This is a genomic window from Metabacillus sp. GQ13 (assembly GCF_059758525.1).
In genome coordinates this window covers 265,513-282,037 of sequence record NZ_JCAXET010000005.1, presented here as the reverse complement: position 1 = coordinate 282,037, position 16,525 = coordinate 265,513, and the positions used below count along the sequence as shown (strand labels likewise).

At 34.0% G+C, this 16,525-nt stretch carries 23 protein-coding genes and 1 tRNA gene; 18 read left to right on the top strand and 6 right to left on the bottom strand.

Annotated features, from left to right (window positions below; translation table 11 throughout):
• Positions 1–176: 176 nt before the first annotated feature.
• The 3 genes from AC6CHR_RS08425 to AC6CHR_RS08415 all read left to right on the top strand — a co-directional run bounded on the left by AC6CHR_RS08425 (position 177) and on the right by AC6CHR_RS08415 (position 3,128).
• Positions 177–1,298, top strand: a complete 1,122-nt coding sequence (locus AC6CHR_RS08425) for a M14 family metallopeptidase (RefSeq protein ID WP_498248151.1) — start codon at positions 177–179, stop codon at positions 1,296–1,298.
• A 381-nt stretch (positions 1,299–1,679) separates the two neighbouring features.
• Complete coding sequence (locus AC6CHR_RS08420; protein WP_498248150.1) at positions 1,680–2,795, top strand: YqgU-like beta propeller domain-containing protein; 1,116 nt, start codon at positions 1,680–1,682, stop codon at positions 2,793–2,795.
• A 15-nt stretch (positions 2,796–2,810) separates the two neighbouring features.
• Complete coding sequence (locus tag AC6CHR_RS08415) at positions 2,811–3,128, top strand: MTH1187 family thiamine-binding protein (RefSeq protein WP_498248149.1); 318 nt, start codon at positions 2,811–2,813, stop codon at positions 3,126–3,128.
• A 133-nt stretch (positions 3,129–3,261) separates the two neighbouring features.
• Here AC6CHR_RS08415 and AC6CHR_RS08410 read toward each other — a convergent pair whose 3' ends face one another.
• Positions 3,262–3,435 carry a DUF2759 domain-containing protein gene (locus tag AC6CHR_RS08410; protein ID WP_498248148.1) on the bottom strand — a complete coding sequence of 58 codons (174 nt, stop codon included), beginning with the start codon at positions 3,433–3,435 and terminating at the stop codon, positions 3,262–3,264.
• Positions 3,436–3,759: 324 nt separating this feature from the next.
• On the opposite strand from AC6CHR_RS08410, the gene AC6CHR_RS08405 reads away from it, so the two are divergent.
• The gene (locus tag AC6CHR_RS08405) at positions 3,760–4,392 is read left to right on the top strand and encodes an MBL fold metallo-hydrolase (RefSeq protein WP_498248147.1); all 633 of its coding nucleotides are present in this window, start codon (positions 3,760–3,762) and stop codon (positions 4,390–4,392) included.
• 208 nt (positions 4,393–4,600) lie between these two features.
• Here the strand turns inward: AC6CHR_RS08405 and AC6CHR_RS08400 are convergent, their stop codons facing one another.
• Positions 4,601–4,849 (bottom strand): DUF2626 domain-containing protein, encoded by a 249-nt coding sequence (locus AC6CHR_RS08400; protein WP_498248145.1) that lies wholly within the window; start codon positions 4,847–4,849, stop codon positions 4,601–4,603.
• Between the two features lie 311 nt (positions 4,850–5,160).
• Positions 5,161–5,232: transfer RNA gene (locus tag AC6CHR_RS08395), tRNA-Gln, on the bottom strand.
• A 209-nt stretch (positions 5,233–5,441) separates the two neighbouring features.
• Here AC6CHR_RS08395 and comGA point away from each other — a divergent pair.
• From comGA to AC6CHR_RS08340, 11 genes are all read left to right on the top strand, one after another.
• The gene (comGA, locus tag AC6CHR_RS08390; protein WP_498248144.1) at positions 5,442–6,509 is read left to right on the top strand and encodes a competence type IV pilus ATPase ComGA; all 1,068 of its coding nucleotides are present in this window, start codon (positions 5,442–5,444) and stop codon (positions 6,507–6,509) included.
• Positions 6,499–7,533 (top strand): competence type IV pilus assembly protein ComGB, encoded by a 1,035-nt coding sequence (gene comGB / locus AC6CHR_RS08385; protein WP_498248143.1) that lies wholly within the window; start codon positions 6,499–6,501, stop codon positions 7,531–7,533. Before comGA ends, comGB begins: the two co-directional genes overlap by 11 nt.
• A 9-nt stretch (positions 7,534–7,542) precedes the next feature.
• Positions 7,543–7,857, top strand: a complete 315-nt coding sequence (comGC, locus tag AC6CHR_RS08380) for a competence type IV pilus major pilin ComGC (RefSeq protein WP_498248142.1) — start codon at positions 7,543–7,545, stop codon at positions 7,855–7,857.
• A complete protein-coding gene (gene comGD / locus AC6CHR_RS08375; protein ID WP_498248141.1) occupies positions 7,835–8,287 on the top strand; it encodes a competence type IV pilus minor pilin ComGD in 453 nt (150 codons plus the stop codon). The genes comGC and comGD overlap by 23 nt, the downstream gene beginning before the upstream one ends.
• Positions 8,274–8,603, top strand: coding sequence for a hypothetical protein (locus tag AC6CHR_RS08370; RefSeq protein WP_498248140.1), 330 nt, complete (start codon positions 8,274–8,276; stop codon positions 8,601–8,603). Before comGD ends, AC6CHR_RS08370 begins: the two co-directional genes overlap by 14 nt.
• The gene (gene comGF / locus AC6CHR_RS08365) at positions 8,524–9,027 is read left to right on the top strand and encodes a competence type IV pilus minor pilin ComGF (protein ID WP_498248138.1); all 504 of its coding nucleotides are present in this window, start codon (positions 8,524–8,526) and stop codon (positions 9,025–9,027) included. Before AC6CHR_RS08370 ends, comGF begins: the two co-directional genes overlap by 80 nt.
• Entirely contained in the window at positions 9,024–9,404 is a 381-nt protein-coding gene (gene comGG / locus AC6CHR_RS08360; RefSeq protein ID WP_498248137.1) for a competence type IV pilus minor pilin ComGG, read from the top strand. The genes comGF and comGG overlap by 4 nt, the downstream gene beginning before the upstream one ends.
• 41 nt (positions 9,405–9,445) lie before the next feature.
• Positions 9,446–9,964, top strand: a complete 519-nt coding sequence (locus AC6CHR_RS08355) for a shikimate kinase (RefSeq protein ID WP_498248136.1) — start codon at positions 9,446–9,448, stop codon at positions 9,962–9,964.
• A gap of 31 nt (positions 9,965–9,995) precedes the next feature.
• The gene (locus tag AC6CHR_RS08350; RefSeq protein WP_498248134.1) at positions 9,996–10,196 is read left to right on the top strand and encodes a YqzE family protein; all 201 of its coding nucleotides are present in this window, start codon (positions 9,996–9,998) and stop codon (positions 10,194–10,196) included.
• Positions 10,197–10,389: 193 nt separating this feature from the next.
• Complete coding sequence (locus AC6CHR_RS08345; RefSeq protein WP_498248133.1) at positions 10,390–10,596, top strand: helix-turn-helix transcriptional regulator; 207 nt, start codon at positions 10,390–10,392, stop codon at positions 10,594–10,596.
• A 4-nt stretch (positions 10,597–10,600) separates the two neighbouring features.
• Positions 10,601–11,074: a hypothetical protein gene (locus AC6CHR_RS08340; RefSeq protein WP_498248132.1), complete on the top strand. Its 474-nt coding sequence runs from the start codon at positions 10,601–10,603 to the stop codon at positions 11,072–11,074.
• 81 nt (positions 11,075–11,155) lie between these two features.
• Here the strand turns inward: AC6CHR_RS08340 and AC6CHR_RS08335 are convergent, their stop codons facing one another.
• The 3 genes from AC6CHR_RS08335 to AC6CHR_RS08325 all read right to left on the bottom strand — a co-directional run bounded on the left by AC6CHR_RS08335 (position 11,156) and on the right by AC6CHR_RS08325 (position 12,379).
• Positions 11,156–11,470, bottom strand: a complete 315-nt coding sequence (locus tag AC6CHR_RS08335; RefSeq protein ID WP_498248131.1) for a DUF3889 domain-containing protein — start codon at positions 11,468–11,470, stop codon at positions 11,156–11,158.
• Between the two features lie 409 nt (positions 11,471–11,879).
• Positions 11,880–12,005, bottom strand: a complete 126-nt coding sequence (locus tag AC6CHR_RS08330) for an anti-repressor SinI family protein (protein ID WP_498248130.1) — start codon at positions 12,003–12,005, stop codon at positions 11,880–11,882.
• A gap of 23 nt (positions 12,006–12,028) precedes the next feature.
• A complete protein-coding gene (locus AC6CHR_RS08325) occupies positions 12,029–12,379 on the bottom strand; it encodes a helix-turn-helix domain-containing protein (protein ID WP_498248129.1) in 351 nt (116 codons plus the stop codon).
• 512 nt (positions 12,380–12,891) lie between these two features.
• Here AC6CHR_RS08325 and AC6CHR_RS08320 point away from each other — a divergent pair.
• The 3 genes from AC6CHR_RS08320 (at position 12,892) to AC6CHR_RS08310 (ending at position 16,524) form a co-directional block, all read left to right on the top strand.
• Complete coding sequence (locus tag AC6CHR_RS08320; protein WP_498248128.1) at positions 12,892–13,626, top strand: YveK family protein; 735 nt, start codon at positions 12,892–12,894, stop codon at positions 13,624–13,626.
• Positions 13,607–14,284 (top strand): CpsD/CapB family tyrosine-protein kinase, encoded by a 678-nt coding sequence (locus AC6CHR_RS08315; protein WP_498248127.1) that lies wholly within the window; start codon positions 13,607–13,609, stop codon positions 14,282–14,284. Before AC6CHR_RS08320 ends, AC6CHR_RS08315 begins: the two co-directional genes overlap by 20 nt.
• A 416-nt stretch (positions 14,285–14,700) precedes the next feature.
• Complete coding sequence (locus tag AC6CHR_RS08310) at positions 14,701–16,524, top strand: polysaccharide biosynthesis protein (protein WP_498248126.1); 1,824 nt, start codon at positions 14,701–14,703, stop codon at positions 16,522–16,524.
• The last annotated feature ends 1 nt before the right edge of the window (position 16,525 follow it).

Below are 16,525 nucleotides of genomic sequence, written 5' to 3'. Positions count from 1 at the left end.
AGTATATACTAATTGGAGTTTTTTGTGCGAATTTACCATTATTATAAAACTACAGATAAAATCAAGACGAACAAAAGAAACAGTTTCTAAAAATAGGCAAACACACTATATACCAAATCCTCGCCTACCTCATAAACTAATACAACAAAAAGATTTAATGTTTTAGGAGGTTAACGATGATCATTCGAACAAAGAAACCAAGTTCATTAACAATGCTTGCAAAGCATCTTGGTATTCATAAACAATTAATTATTGACTGCAACCTTGATAAAATAATTGAAGAGAAGATAGGGGCAGCAACACAGTTAAACATTCCCTTCACTCAGCATTTAGTAAATATAGAAAATAGATATATCGAATTGGTGAACGATCACTCATTTATCAAGCAAGATATCTTTCAACATGATACAATTTTAACAACGAATAGACCTTATGATTCCAAAAAATTCATGAAGGATATAGAAAAGTTATTAATTTTATACCCATTTATCAAAAAGGAAGTAATCGGTCAAAGTGTCCTAGGAACTCCTATTATAGAATTAACAATAGGTACTGGTTCGAAGCATGTTCATATGAATGGATCTTTTCACGCAAATGAATGGATAACTACAAATATGACAATGCATTGGCTACAGGAGTATCTGTCGGCCTTAGTCGAAGGACACTCATATGGTGCCTACGATTGTTTTTCTTTTTATAAGGAGACAACGTTATCGATCGTGCCGATGGTGAATCCAGACGGTGTTGATCTTGTACAGAATGGTTTACCTGATAACATCACATATCGGACATCAATCCTGGAGATAAATAATCACAGTCATGACTTTTCGCAGTGGAAAGCAAACATTAGAGGAATAGATTTAAATAACCAATACCCTGTCAATTGGGAAATTGAAAAAGAACGCAAAATCCCCAAAAAACCTGCCCCTCGAGATTACCCTGGAGATGCTCCATTAACAGAACCTGAATCAATTGCTCTTTCTGAACTAGTTAAGAAGCGAGATTTTGACCGTGTGCTTGCTTTTCATACCCAAGGTGAAGAGATATATTGGGGCTACTTAAGAAAGGAACCTGACGAAGCAGCGCACATTGTTAAGGAATTTGAAAAGGTAAGTGGGTATAAAGCTGTCAGGGATATTGATAGTCACGCTGGTTTTCGTGATTGGTTTGTAAACGATTGGGAAAAGGCAGGTTTTACTATTGAATTAGGTTTTGGTGAAAATCCATTACCCTTTACGCAATTTAATGAGATTTATAGTAAAAGTAAGGGGATCTTTTTTGCTGCCTTATATATGTGAATCGTCTGTTTCGCAAAGATGGTTGTTTTTTGTAAAACATATAGTTCACTTTTGATTTTAGAATTTTTAATTAAGTAATAATAGAAAAATACTAACAAATATGAAACAAAATTCATACCTTAATCGTATGAGTAATAGATGGTAAAATATCGAATGATACGAATAGAATTAATTAAGTTCCAGTATCATGAGGAATAAAACTCGACAGGACTTCCTTTTGAGTTTTTAACTGAAAGATATCAAGATTACAAATGAGAAGGTTCTTTCTCGATATAGGAAGAACCTTCCCGATTCCCTTTTTCAACACTATATCACAAAGGTAACGACCAACATCCAGAGAAACAATCAAGAAGTAAATAGAATGGGGTGAAATTAGAGTTGATGAGATTAACAAAACTTCTTTTCTTGCTGATGTTAATCGTGCTTCTTGGTGTAGGCTGTAATCCATCTCATCAACCAGAGCAAAATAACGAGCCCTCATCTAAGAGGGAACCTCAAAAATCAGAACAAAAGGTAGATAATCGAAATGTAAAAAAACTAAAAGTACCATTAAAATTAAATGAAAACATATTTCATTCTGTATCTGATTGGAAAAGTGACGAAGAGATCTTATATATCACAAATAATATCGATGGATCTGAAATCAATACATACAACATATTCACAGGAGAAACATCATTATTTTTTGAATCAATATCTCCAATCGTACAGGTTAAAGCCAACAATGACCATAGCCTTTTCGTTGTACATACAAGTCCAACCAGTTATCAGGCGGAATTAATTTTGTTAAATAGCGAGGCGGAAATTGTACATAGAGCTAAGACAGAATCTTACGAGCTACAATATACGTGGAACCAATTCAATCAAAATCAACTTTTTGTTACTAGCTTTAATGAGGATTGGACATATCAGACATATCAGTTAAACGTTGCTGAAAAGGAGTTTATAAAAAGCAAGGTAGATATTCCCTTTATTCAATGGCTACCAAATAATGAAATCTCTTATCTTAAGTGGGATCAGGATGCTCCTTCATTAACAGCACCACTTTATATTTATGATATGGAAACTCAACAAGAAACATTGATTTCTAGTGAAGTGGTTTCGAACACAAACTTTGTAAATAACTTAACAACGTTCGAATTAATCGATCAAAACGGATCTGCTGTTGTAAGATTTTATGGTATAGCGGAAAAAGAGCAACTAAAAGAAATGCCTACACGTTTAGTCTCGTTGTATTCAGAATGGGCGATACCTAATCATGATATGGACAACAAAGCTAATATTTTTTATATGTTTGAAGTAAATGAAAAGAAGTCTTCATTTTCACTCATATCATTTGATCTTGGAACTGGAGAGAAGGAAAAGCTTTTTGACAATGTTGAAAATCTACCCTTTAAGCTCTCACCTAATGGGGAGTTTGCACTTTATGGTGCTAGGTATGAGAAGATTATAAATTTCACAGATAAATCAATTAATGAATTAGTCTTGTTAAATTAGAAAGGGTGAACCATTTTGGCTATAGTAGATGTAACAGTTATTCCAATAGGGACAAAGGATCCGAGTGTTAGTAAATACGTTGCAGATATCCAACAGATCTTAAAGAAGTATGAAATGGAAGAGAAGATAAAGTATCAGCTAACTCCAATGAATACAATAATTGAAGGTGAATTAGCTACATTGTTTGAGGTAATTACTGCAATTCATGAGGCACCGTTCAACAGAGGTATACAACGTGTAGCTACTAATATCCGCGTTGATGACCGCCGTGATAAGAAAACGACGATGGAGGGTAAACTTGAAAGTGTTCAAAAATATATAAATGAAGAGTGAAATCGATCCTTTCAAAGAGCTCTATTTTCTACAAGGACAGGTCTAACCCTTTTGTAATAATGAAAGGAAACAATTTACTGGAAAAATAGAAAAAGAGGATGACTAATTAGTCATCCTCTTGCTTGTATACAGTTTAATGTGCAGTTGGGAAACCATGATGAACAACAGTCATAATAGCAAACCATCCAAATACTGCTAATGTTCCAAATGCAAAAAATGCACCTAGAAGGTTTTTTTCTTTTAGTGAACGAATTAATCCAAAAATGGCAAGAATGGTTACAAGACCAAAAATAACAATTAAGCCCATTAAAAAGCCTCCTTACTCTATGTAGATCATTTTTATTGTATCATTATTGATGTCGAAGATACATACAAGTCCTTATAATATTTTAATCGGTTTCAAGAGGTTTGTCGAGTTTATTTTCATTAAAGTGAATTCTTTTGTATGAGGCTGGTTTAGCAAGAATAGTGATTTTACGTACAAAGTGTATCCTTACATACAAAACTTATTTACTAATCAACTCTATTTTATCATGACCATTTTAGTAATCTTTAATCATTTACTGATAATACCGTTTATTTATCTAATAGTGTAAAATAAAAGTAAGTAAATGAAGTGGGGTGTATTGAAATGAAGTGGAGACAATTACCATTAGGACCTCTTCAAACAAATTGTTATCTTTTTTCTAACGATGTGAAAGAGTGTATAGTGATTGACCCAGGTGGCGACGCACCTAAATTAAATAGTATTTTACAGAAGCAACATCTAAAACCGGTAGCGATATTACTGACTCACGCACATTTTGATCACATAGGTGCAGTTGATGATATTCGTAACCAATGGAAAGTACCAGTGTACGTACATAAAAATGAAAAGGATTGGCTTTCAGACCCAACATTAAATGGTTCACAATTTTTTATGGCAGGTTCAGTACAAGTGTCTAAGGCAGATGAAATCATTAAAGGGGAAGGCATGCTGACAATCGGTAACTTTTCGTTACAAGTTTTTGAAACACCAGGTCATTCTCCTGGAAGTGTTTCCTACTATGTAGAAGAAATAGGGGTTGTTTTTTCGGGAGATGCACTATTTGCGAGCAGCATAGGCAGAACAGACCTTCCTGGAGGTAATCACGATCAGTTAATAAAAAGTATCCATGATAAGCTACTGATACTTCCTGAAGAAACTCTTGTCTTATCCGGACATGGTCCTGAAACAAGTATAAAAGTAGAAATGGAAGGAAATCCGTTTTTGAATGGGTTTTAAGCAGAGAAGTTTTCCTTGATTTTGGACTTACTTCAGTACGAAAAGGCGCTAATGTTTAACTGACAAGCTTTTAAGAAAAGATCCAAAATAAAAAAGAACAGGCTACCTTTTTTTAGGTAGCCTGTTCTTTTTTTAAAATTGTACGATAAAAGTCCAAATCAGACTTTTATTAGTGTAAAAGCAACAAACATTTAGAAAAGAGTCTAAATTAATGACCCATATTTTGACCAGGAATCATCATAAATGTTGTCCAATACGTAAACCCAACAAAGAAAATGGTTAAGTAAGCACCAAATACGTATATGTACATGCGCTCAGATAATTTTAAGTAAGATAAGAAGACGAAAAACCCAGTTTGCCCGAAAAATAGTAAGGAAGTAGTCTTCATGTCACCAAGATAAAACATAACAGCGAAGATTCCTGTCCAGAAACCTAATACACGGAACATACGATCCATATGTATCCCTCCTTTATTGGCTTTGCCACAAGCTGTATTTTGCCCTAAACAACAGGTTCAGATTAATAATGATGTGATTTGATCTACTCATAAAACATCTTTTTAACGATAGCTTTTGACAAATTATACTCTGACATACAAGTCCATCACTTTAATTATTATAATGTACCATTCACCCACTTGTAAATAGCGTTTACAGGATACTAGCATCAAACTGAAGAAGAAATTAAATTTGTATGTGTTTAGTCCTATTTTTCATGTCACCAAGATAAAGAAAAACGTCTGTTAAAGCAACAGACGTCTTTTAGTAGCTGGGCTAGCTGGATTTGAACCAACGCATGACGGAGTCAAAGTCCGTTGCCTTACCGCTTGGCTATAGCCCAATGGAAGTAATGAACTCCCTAAATCATTTCTATTATGTTCGATTTTATCTTTTTTATAACACTAAAACAGATAATAATCCCTGTTTTACAAAAAATTGCGTAGCAATTATAAAAAATTGACGAATAAAACTCTTTTTTTGTCATGTGATTAAACGTCAAACGTTATGTACAATAGTCTTAGATAAGTAGAAGGGATAGGTGAAGGTGGAATGCAGGCAATTGAACAATTAAGTGAACGATTAATCGAAGAAGCTTGTGCATTAAGAGCTTCTGATATACACATTGTGCCTAAAGATACTGAAACACTCATTCATTTTCGTGTGGATGATGATTTAATTGAAAAACATACGATGAAAAAGGAGGTTTGTGAACGGATTATATCCCACCTGAAATTTCTCGCTTCAATGGATATTGGAGAAAGAAGACGACCTCAAAATGGTGCTCTTTCAATCTCAACAACAAATATAAATGTTCATCTCCGATTATCTACACTCCCAACTGTTCATGAAGAAAGCCTTGTTATTAGAATTCTACCTCAAGAGAAAATACCTCCGATTTCACAATTATCATTATTCCCCGCAACAACGAATAAACTGCTGTCTATCTTAAATCATTCACATGGTTTGATGATTTTCACCGGGCCAACAGGATCTGGTAAATCGACTACATTGTATTCACTCATCCACTACGCAAAACGTCATTTTAATCGTAATATCATTACCTTAGAAGATCCAGTTGAAACAAAGAGTGAAGAGGTTCTGCAAGTCCAGGTTAATGAAAAAGCAGGTATTACCTATGCAGCAGGCTTAAAGGCAATATTAAGGCATGATCCAGACATTATCATGATAGGAGAAATTCGTGACAGTGAAACGGCACAGATTGCTATTAGAGCGGCGTTAACAGGTCATTTAGTATTATCTACAATGCATACTCGAGATGCAAAGGGGGCTATATACAGGTTACTTGAATTCGATGTGAGCTTGTCTGAAATCGAACAAACCTTAATCGCTGTATCTGCTCAGCGTCTTGTTCAACTAAGATGTCCTTTTTGCGCGGGTGTATGTTCCCCCTTTTGTAAAAAGTTAAGACAAAAAAGACGGTTAAGTATTTATGAATTACTCTATGGCAAAAATCTTGCAGCAGTTGTAAATGAAGCTAAAGGAGAAGTTTCGACCTACCATTATCCAACCCTTAAGGACGTTATTAAAAAGGGAATTGCACTTGGCTACCTTTATCCAAGTGCATACGACCGCTGGGTATTTCAATATGAAGATTAGAAAGAAATGGAGCTTAAAGGATCAGGCTATCATGTTGAAAAGAATCAGTAGCATGCTTGAAAAAGGATATACCTTGAATGAAGCACTAAATTTCCTTCATGTTAATGAATATGGAAGGAAAAAAACTGATTTATACACTTGTATGACACTTCTCTCTTCAGGATATTCATTTCGTAAAGCGCTGACAAACTTGAAATTTCATCGAGATGTATTAAGTTACCTGTATTTTGCAGAACAACATGGTGATATGGAGTTTGCCTTAAGGGAAAGCAGTGAGGTTCTATATAAAAAAATGACACATTTAGAAAAGTTAACTAAAATACTTCGATATCCCGCCTTTCTCATCATAACAGTCATCATTATTTTATCTGTTGTCCAATCTGTCATTACCCCACAGTTTCAACAACTTTATGATTCAATGAATATCGAAGCATCATTCTTCTCCACTTTTCTCCTATTTGTATTCTTACTACTTAAGTGGATTGGTGTAGGATGTATCGGATTAGTAATCGTCATACTAACCTATTACTTTTCTATCTTTAGAAAAAAGACAGTTTACGCTCAAATGAATATTTTGCTGAAGATTCCAATTATAAAAAGTAGCCTCATCATGTTTCATAGCTATTTCTTTGCTCTACAGCTGAGTAATCTTTTGAGGGGAGGAATGTCCACTTTTGAAAGTTTGCAGATTTTTGAAAGTCAAACGATCCTGCCTTTTTACCGAACAGAAGCGAGTCACTTAATTGAACGGTTAAAAACAGGGGCACAGCTTCATCGAATTATCCAGGAACGGGGATTTTATGAGCAGGAGCTTTCACTGATTATTTTACACGGACAAGCTAATGGGCAGTTGGCACGGGAACTTTATATGTATAGTCAATTTGTTATTGAAAAATTAGAAAATAATATGGTCAGGGCGATGACCATTATCCAACCGACTATTTATGCATTTGTCGGGATAATCGTCTTATTTGTCTACTTATCAATGTTATTACCGATGTACAAACTGATGGAGAATATTTAGGAGGAAGAAATGAAAAATCAAAAGGGGTTTACCTTAATTGAAATGCTCATTGTGTTATTGGTAATTTCCGTTTTACTATTAATCACTATACCAAATATAACAAAACATAATTCCAGTATCCAAAAGAAGGGTTGTGAGGGATTGATCCATATGGTACAAGCTCAAGTCACATCTTACCAAATTGAAAATAACAAGATACCTACTAAGGATGAGTTATTGGATGCTAATTACTTACGATCAAATCCTGTATGCCCCAATGGAAATGTCTTAGTCATTTCAGCAGATGGTGAGGTTACAGAGGGTGAAGAAACGGCTGATTTATAATCAAAATGGCTTTACTCTATTAGAAGCTTTATTAGTAATATCCATAGTTAGTGTTATGAGTCTAGTTCTCATTACTAATATCGTGCCAATTTACCATAAAAAGGTAATCGAAATATTTTTAGACCAATTTGAAAAAGATATGTTGCTTGCACAACAATATGCCATAGTACACGAGGAACCTGTTTATATCTTGTTTAACGGAGACCAATTTCAATATAGTCTGGAAGTTAACGATCTAGCTACCCCGTTGCTAAAAAGGAACTATCATCCAGAAATTTCCCTAGAAGGAGGGACGCTTACAAATAGAGTGACCTATATAAGTAATGGTTCCATTCAAAAAAGTGGTGCCATGTATATTTCTTATAAAAATAGAAAATACAAAGTTATTTTTTACTTAGGTAAGGGGAGGATTCGAATTGAGGAATTGTAATGGGTTTTCATTTGTTGAGACCATTGCAGCATTCAGTATCTGGAGTCTCATCGTAATCACTCTTATCCCACAACTTGTCCTATTAACTCAGGAACGGTTAAATACCCAACAGTCTCTAGTAGCATATAAACTCCTACATGAAAAAACACAACAAGTTGCTTATAACAGTGGACCGATGATCGATGAAGTTCTTGAAGTAGAAAATGTCGACTACAACTTAACGTGGAGAGAGGAAAATGATTATAACAAAGCATGTATACAATGGACGAATTCATATCAAAATTCAAAGTCAACTTGTTTCCTATTGTCAAAATGATCGTGGATATTCCTTTATCAATATGCTTCTTTCATTCTTTATCTACACAATTATCATCACATCGCTGACACTTATCCTCCACTTTCTTATTTCTCTTGCCCAACATCCAGATGATCTAAAGCCATTTGAATGGGAGTTATTTGTTATTCAATTACAGAGAGAGCTAAAGGAGGCTAGTAATATCGATGTAAAAAGGACCGAAGTAACATTAACTAATAAACAAGGGCAGGATGTGAGTATTAATCATTATCATAACCTAATAAGAAGACAAGTTTTTGGAAAGGGTCATGAGATCTTTTTGTTTAATGTCAACAATGTTGAGTTCAAGCAGGTGAATTCGGGTGTTTCATTAACAATAATAAGTGTTTCTGGTGATATTTACCAATATACCTTTCATTCGTATAAGGGAAGAACGGGAACATGAGAAATCAAAAGGGCTTTATGTTTCCAACCACATTGGTAATAGCGCTGTTTTGCTTATTAATCGTTGTACATGTTTCTACTTCGCTAATTAGTGAAAAGCAATTTTATAAAGAAACAGAGCAATATTATATGCTTGAAAATTTAATGCAGCTTACAGTTGATCTGACATTACATGAAATTAAAAATGGAACTGCTAAATTAAATGAAACGATACGAAAAGACACATTGAATGGAAGCATAGAATATAAAGTTGAAATAGACTCTTCAGGGATTTATCAGGTAGAGTTACATTGTAAAACAACAATAAATAGAGAGTATACAGCAACATATCAATACGATATGATGGAAAATGAAATGATACAGTGGTCTGAATATTAGCAATTGTGTTATTGTATAAGAAAAACGTGGGGGACTATATTTTGAAGGCTATCTATCTAACTGGATTTATGGGAGCAGGTAAAACAACAATAGGTGAACAATTAGCAGATAAGCTAAAATTACCTGTTCTTGATACAGATCAACTAATCATCAAAAAACTGAATATGACAATTAAGGAGATCTTCGAGCAATATGGTGAATCGTACTTCCGCCAGGCTGAAAAAGATATTCTTACAGAACTACCAACTAAAAATGTCATTGTGACCACGGGTGGGGGTATTGTAATTAATGATGAAAATCGTCTAATCATGAAGAAAAACGGTCAAGTCATTTTATTACATGCTGATATGGATGTTACATACGAGCGGGTACATACAGATACAAACCGTCCATTAGCAAGTAAGTTAACGAAGGCGGAGCTTACCAAGTTGTATCAATCACGTATTAGCTATTATGAAGATTGCACAATGAAAATTGAAACGTCAAATAAGAACATTGAAGAGATCATCAATGAAATTATCGCACAACTGACTAAAATAAATGAACTTGGTAATAAATAGAGGTAAGAACTGATAATAAGGGGTTTTTACCTTGTCTACAAATGATTATGTCAAATACGTTACTCAACAAATTGTTAAATACATGGATACACCTAGAGAAACTCGTAAACAAATAAGAGAAGATCGAAAGCATGAAGAGATCTCTACACCATACTACACAAATAGATGGCTAGGTGTTTTGCCATTTTCAATTAAGCTTTTGATGAAAAAAAAGAAAAAAACAGTTAAATAACTGGCTAACTTAAACAGGGCTAATCCTAATCATGTATAAAGAAATTGTTTAGAAAGATTTCTTTATATTTAATTGAAGGATTGGGCACATTGTTTTGAGTAGCCTATTTTTCGTGCATAATGTTAATTAAACTTTACATTATGTTAAGTATATATTACAATAAGTGAGTAGTAAAATATTGGAAGGTGACGGAATGGAACTACAAAATCGAGTGAAAGAGCTTCGAGCTAGATATGATTTGACACAAGGTATGTTAGCTGATCAGGTCGGAGTAACCCGTCAAACAGTTGCAGCCATAGAAAAAGGGGATTACACACCATCCCTTTTATTAGCATTAAAGGTGTGTGAGGTGTTTCATTCCAAAATGGAAGATGTATTTTGGTTAGGAGAAAGGAGTTAATAAAATGAAGAAGATATTACAACCTGCTATCTTAAATATGGTGATGTTACTATTATTTGGTTGGGCACTTTTGCCTCTTTATCATGCACAAATGCAATTTGCCGATGTACTAAAAAACCCTGATCCTCCATGGGAGATATCGTTTAATTTATCGCCATTGTTTATATTTTTTGTTATTGGTTTACCGATCTCAGCTTACTTGTTAATAATGGGGAAAAGAAAGCATAAGAGTCTTTCAAAAGCCTTCATGCTACCACCCGAATTAGAAGAATCTGATGAAAGGGAACAACTGATAACGGCAAAGGCATGTAGAAGTTCATATATTGCTATGTGGTATGCAGTTCCTCTTGGTGCAGGATTGCTCCTCTTATACCCAATTATCGAAGAAAAGATTCCTTTTTATCCAGTTATTGTATTGTTACTTGTGGCACTTGTTCAAATGGTTAGTTACTTTCTCTCTCTTCGAAAAAATTTGTAAAGAAAAATGTAATCGTACAAAAAAAGCAGACTCACTTGAAGTACACAATAAATGTATACTCGTAGTGAGTTTGCTTTGCCATTATGCTTCAGGAATCACTTGGATTTTTTTTATTTCACCTGTGGTTGAATCATAGGTAATCGTTGTGTAAACTGCAAAGTCCTGCATACCTTCTCGCAATGTAAGTCGATATTGCTTAACAGTAAAATCCTTTTTAGCTTGATCCCAAATTTTTTGTGAAAAAAGCACCTGAGATAAAGGATATCGTTTTTTTGTCTCCTTTGTCGCAACATCTTCCCATGTTTTTTGAGAGACAGCATGAACTTCGGAGATAAAATGCCCTTGAGTAGTTGTTAAACCATATAATATAGTAAGAAAAAATATCCATTTTTTCAACGATGAACACCGTCCTTACTACATATATTTTCCATAAATAATCACAATATACATAGTTTTAATTCAAATAGAATAATTATTCACTGAATATGAAAAAAGATAGCGTAGATAGACATTGATAATGCCGGAGGATCTGAATGGGGAGAACAATAAAAGAAGACGATCCCAGATCCAATATGTATTAAAATCTACTAGGTTGTCTTCGTTTATTAGTTCTTTTTTATAAAAGGCTGTTTGAGTATAGATTGATGTATATCAAAAATAGTGCTTTATACGAATTTAATCTATTCATATGTTCTTTTATGCTAATTTATTGAACCGTCTTCTATTAAAATGAACCGAATTTCTAAATGAAAATCCAAAGGCCGATATTTATAGGTAAAATAGCATTAATGGTGTGTTTTCTTCACTATTTCGTTGGCTTTCCTTGTTGTAGGAACTGTTGAATCTCATCAAAGGAAAATCCAAGCTGTTTTGCTTCTTTTATTAATTCGATCCATCCCTGATCTAATGGCTGTCCTAAATAATCATCCATTTAGCAAGTCCTCCTGGGAAGTTTTATTTTGGCTTCTTTGCATCCTTCCATTTTTTAAATTTTAAATAATCTCGAAATTCCATAAAGTCGTTCTTACTCATCCCTTCTTCAACAGCTTTGTTTAGCAATCTCCTCCACTCATCATCAAGAACAAAATGGTTTGATTGTTTAGATGAAGATGAAGAACTAAGCAAATCTTCAACATCTGTTTCAAGTGTTAAAGCAATCTTTCTTAAAAATTGAAGGGAAGGATTTTTTTGCACATCTCGTTCAATGTAGCTTAAGTAAGATTTCGAAACACCAGCTAACTCAGCTAATTCACTAATCGAATATCCTTTCTCCTGCCTCAACTCCCTTAAACGTTCTCCAACCATATGCGGTCTCCTTATCCTTTTGTAGCAAATATTGTCCTACATCATTCATTATATGAAACATATTGTTCTTAATAAAGTTTTGTAATAATATGATAATAAGAGGAAATGGGAGAAAATAGAGGGAACGTGTTCTTTTTAGCGAAAAAACAAGGAATTTTCAGAGTTTTTAAAAATAGGAATAATAGCTTATATTAATTAGAGTTGGTAAACAGAGTATAGTTCCTACCATGAAACACAGGATCATAAGTATTTAGTCAAATATTTGACACTTACTAAATAAGAAAGATGAGATTTTTGGTTTACTTTAGTAGGTATAAAGTAGTGCGTTAGATTCTTTCATAACAATCTAAAAAAGTATCTGAAATGAGATTCTTCAATAGAATTAAGTCATTGACTTGTTCTTTATAATGAACTATTATGGATTATAGAACGAATAGTGGCAAAACGAGAGGTACTAATATTTGTTCGTTCTTAATGATGAACTATACTGGATAAGTAGGTGAATATGTTGTATGTCTAGCTTTCATGAGCTTGAGGATAAGCATTTAAGCGAACATAAAAAGGTAAAAGAAATCAATTTAAAGGAAATTTTTCAAATTTTAAAACGATACATATGGTTGATTGTATTTTTGACAATTATCACAACTTCAGCAGGTTCTTACTACTCCATATCTACTAATACACCAATGTATCAATCTACAGCCCGGATCATTATTGGGGCAGACAGTAATTTAATCACCACCTTGAAGGTTATCATCCAAGATACGACAGTGTTAGACAAGGTCGTGGATAGGTTGGAGTTACCATATCCATCAGAAGTCCTTAGTGGAAAGATCACTGTAGGAAGTATAGATAGTTCTCAAGTTGTTACAATAACTGTTACTGATCCAAACCCAGAACAAGCAGCAACCATTGCAAATTCAGTAGCTGAAACTTATAAAGCTGAAATCCCAGGTATTATGGGTTTTAATGATGTTAAGCTGCTTTCGGATGCAAAAGTTGTTCCAAACCCAATAAATGAAAATCAAAACAGAACAATCATAATCTCTATTATCGGAGGCATTGTGATCGGAATAGGTTTAGCATTTTTATTAGATTCCTTGAATGATAGTGTTAGAAAAGAAGATGAGGTTGAGGAATTATTAGGTGTACCAGTCCTAGGATCCGTTTCTAAAATGAAAAAGAAAAATATGCAGAAAAGGAAACAAACTAATAACGAGTATAGGAGTGAGACCCTTGGCTCTTAAGTTAAATAAAAAGAAATTGAAAAAGGATATAACAAAACGTCAATTTGTATCGTACGCTAATCCAGGTTCTCAAATAGCAGAACAATTTAGAACAATCAGAACAAATATTCAATTTTCATCGATTGATCGTAAACATAAAACGTTAATCATCACTTCACCATCAACAGGTGAAGGAAAGACAACTTCAGTAATTAATTTAGCCATATCAATGTCCCAACAAGGTGAAAGAGTATTGTTAATTGATGCAAATCTTCGTAGACCTAGCTTACAAACATCTTTTAACTTAAAGGACTCGGATGGACTATCAGAGGTCTTATTGGGAACCAAAACTATAGAGGAAGCCGTATTTCAAACGCAGATTGGAAGATTAGAAATTCTAACAAGTGGAGTAATCCCAGCCAATCCAACTGAGTTAATCGGTTCTAAGGCAATGACTGACTTTATTAATAACATGAAAGAAAAATACGATGTGATTCTCTTCGATTGTCCACCGGTTCTTGAAACAACAGAAACGAAACTGTTAGCTGGGCAATGTGATGGTGTCGTTTTAGTATTAAGTAGTGGCAAAACGGATCGAGAAAAAGCAGTAGAAGCCAATCGGTTATTAAATCTAGTAAGAGCAAAAGTGTTGGGAGTTATTTTAAACGAAAGAGAATAACTATTAATTCATTGTTCTTAATTAAGAATATATATTTCTTTATAACTTATTTTAGGTGATATCTCCTAGCCTTTATCAATGGAGGTACTCGGCTGTGCTGTGGGTGAATGAAACCTTAGACGCTTGTCGTCAAGAGTGCGGTGTGAGGCTGGGTTAAATGCCCAAATTAATAAAATAATTACTTATATGTCTTGATTGCGGGATGTATAGGTAACTATTTTATTTAAAGGAGATTAAAGCGATGAAGGAATTCGATCAAATTCCAAAAACTATGAAAACGCGAGCGGTATATAAAACAAGATGCATCAATCGATCAGCTTGAACAATTTAAGAGAGAGTTCTAGCTCATGCTAAATAAGCGGATGGTAATACTTAAGAAACCATCACAAGATTAAATCGAGAGGAGTGAAATCGTTTTGTCGTATCAAAAACGGATATGGTTCTTAATCGTATTAGATTCGTGTATAGTGCTTTCAACCATTTTTATTAGTCAACTGTTAATCAATCCAACTATTCAAACGTTAACTTTTCCATTCGTCATTAGTTCGCTTACTTTGATACTTGGTCATCATTTATTTTCTTTTCTATATAAGCTTTATAAAAAGGCATGGGAATATGCTAGTGTTGGTGAATTGATTAACATATTTAAAGTAATTACCTCGACAATCATACTAACGTTTGTCGTGCAGGAACTTGCTCAACTTAAGATGGATTACCGAATTTTGGTTATCACTTGGATGACCCATCTACTATTAATTGGTGGTTCAAGATTCTTTTGGAGAATATACAGAGATAGTATCCTAAGTCAAAGTAAAAATAAAAAACGTACTCTTATTATTGGAGCCGGTTCAGCAGGTACAATGGTTGTTAGACAATTACTAAGTAATCACGATGGTGAATTACTACCAGTCGCCTTTATTGATGATAATATAAATAAACAAAAATTGGATATATTGGGAATTCCAGTTATCGGTGGTGTAACTGAAATTGAACAGCTAACAAAGTTCCATAATATTACTAATATTGTAATTGCGATACCATCCTTAAGTAAAAAACAACTTAATCATATTTTTAAGGAATGTGCAAAAACAACTGCTAAAACACAAATGATACCGATGCTTGAAGACTTAATGACTGGCAAAGTATCAGTCAATCAATTTAGAGATGTTCAAGTAGAAGATCTATTAGGAAGAGACACAATAGAATTGGATATGACGAGCATATGTGATTATGTGACAGATAAAGTTGTCCTAGTAACAGGGGCTGGAGGGTCGATTGGCTCCGAAATATGTAGACAACTATCTAGATTTAACCCAAAGTCACTGATTTTATTAGGTCATGGTGAAAATAGTATTTATTCGATAGAAATGGAACTGAAAGAAATAGCTAAAAAAGGAGGAATCGATTTCATAACGGAAATTGCTGATCTCCAGGATTACGACAAATTAATGAATGTGATGACAACATATCAACCGAATGTTGTCTACCACGCAGCAGCGCATAAACATGTTCCACTTATGGAACGAAGTCCAGAAGAAGCTGTAAAAAATAATATGATCGGAACAAAAAATATTGCCCAAGCAGCAAGTGTACATGGAGTTGAAACATTTGTGATGATTTCAACGGATAAAGCTGTTAATCCTACTAGCGTCATGGGTTCAACAAAGCGATTAGCAGAAATGTTAATTCAACATTTCGACCAAATAAGTTCAACAAGATTTGTCGCTGTCCGTTTTGGTAATGTGTTAGGAAGTAGAGGCAGTGTCATCCCGCTATTTAAAAGGCAAATACAAAACGGTGGTCCAGTAACTGTTACACATCCAGACATGATTCGATATTTTATGACGATTCCCGAAGCTTCCCGTTTAGTTATCCAAGCTGGAGCTTTAGCAAAAGGTGGCGAAATCTTTGTCCTTGATATGGGAGACCCAGTAAAAATAGTCGACTTAGCCAAAAACCTTATTAAACTCTCAGGCAATAATATTGATGAAATTGGCATTGAATTCACCGGAATGAGACCAGGTGAAAAACTGTTTGAGGAATTATTAAAGAAAGAAGAGATTCATGAAGAGCAAATCTATCCGAAAATCTATATCGGTAAAACCTCTGAGTTATATATAGAAGAGATAGATTATATTATTAAAAATTTCAAGTCATTAGAGCGTGATCATTTAAGAAAAACATTATTGGATTTAGCAAATGAACGAGTACCATATCAGAAGAAATTAGTTTCAGTTTAAT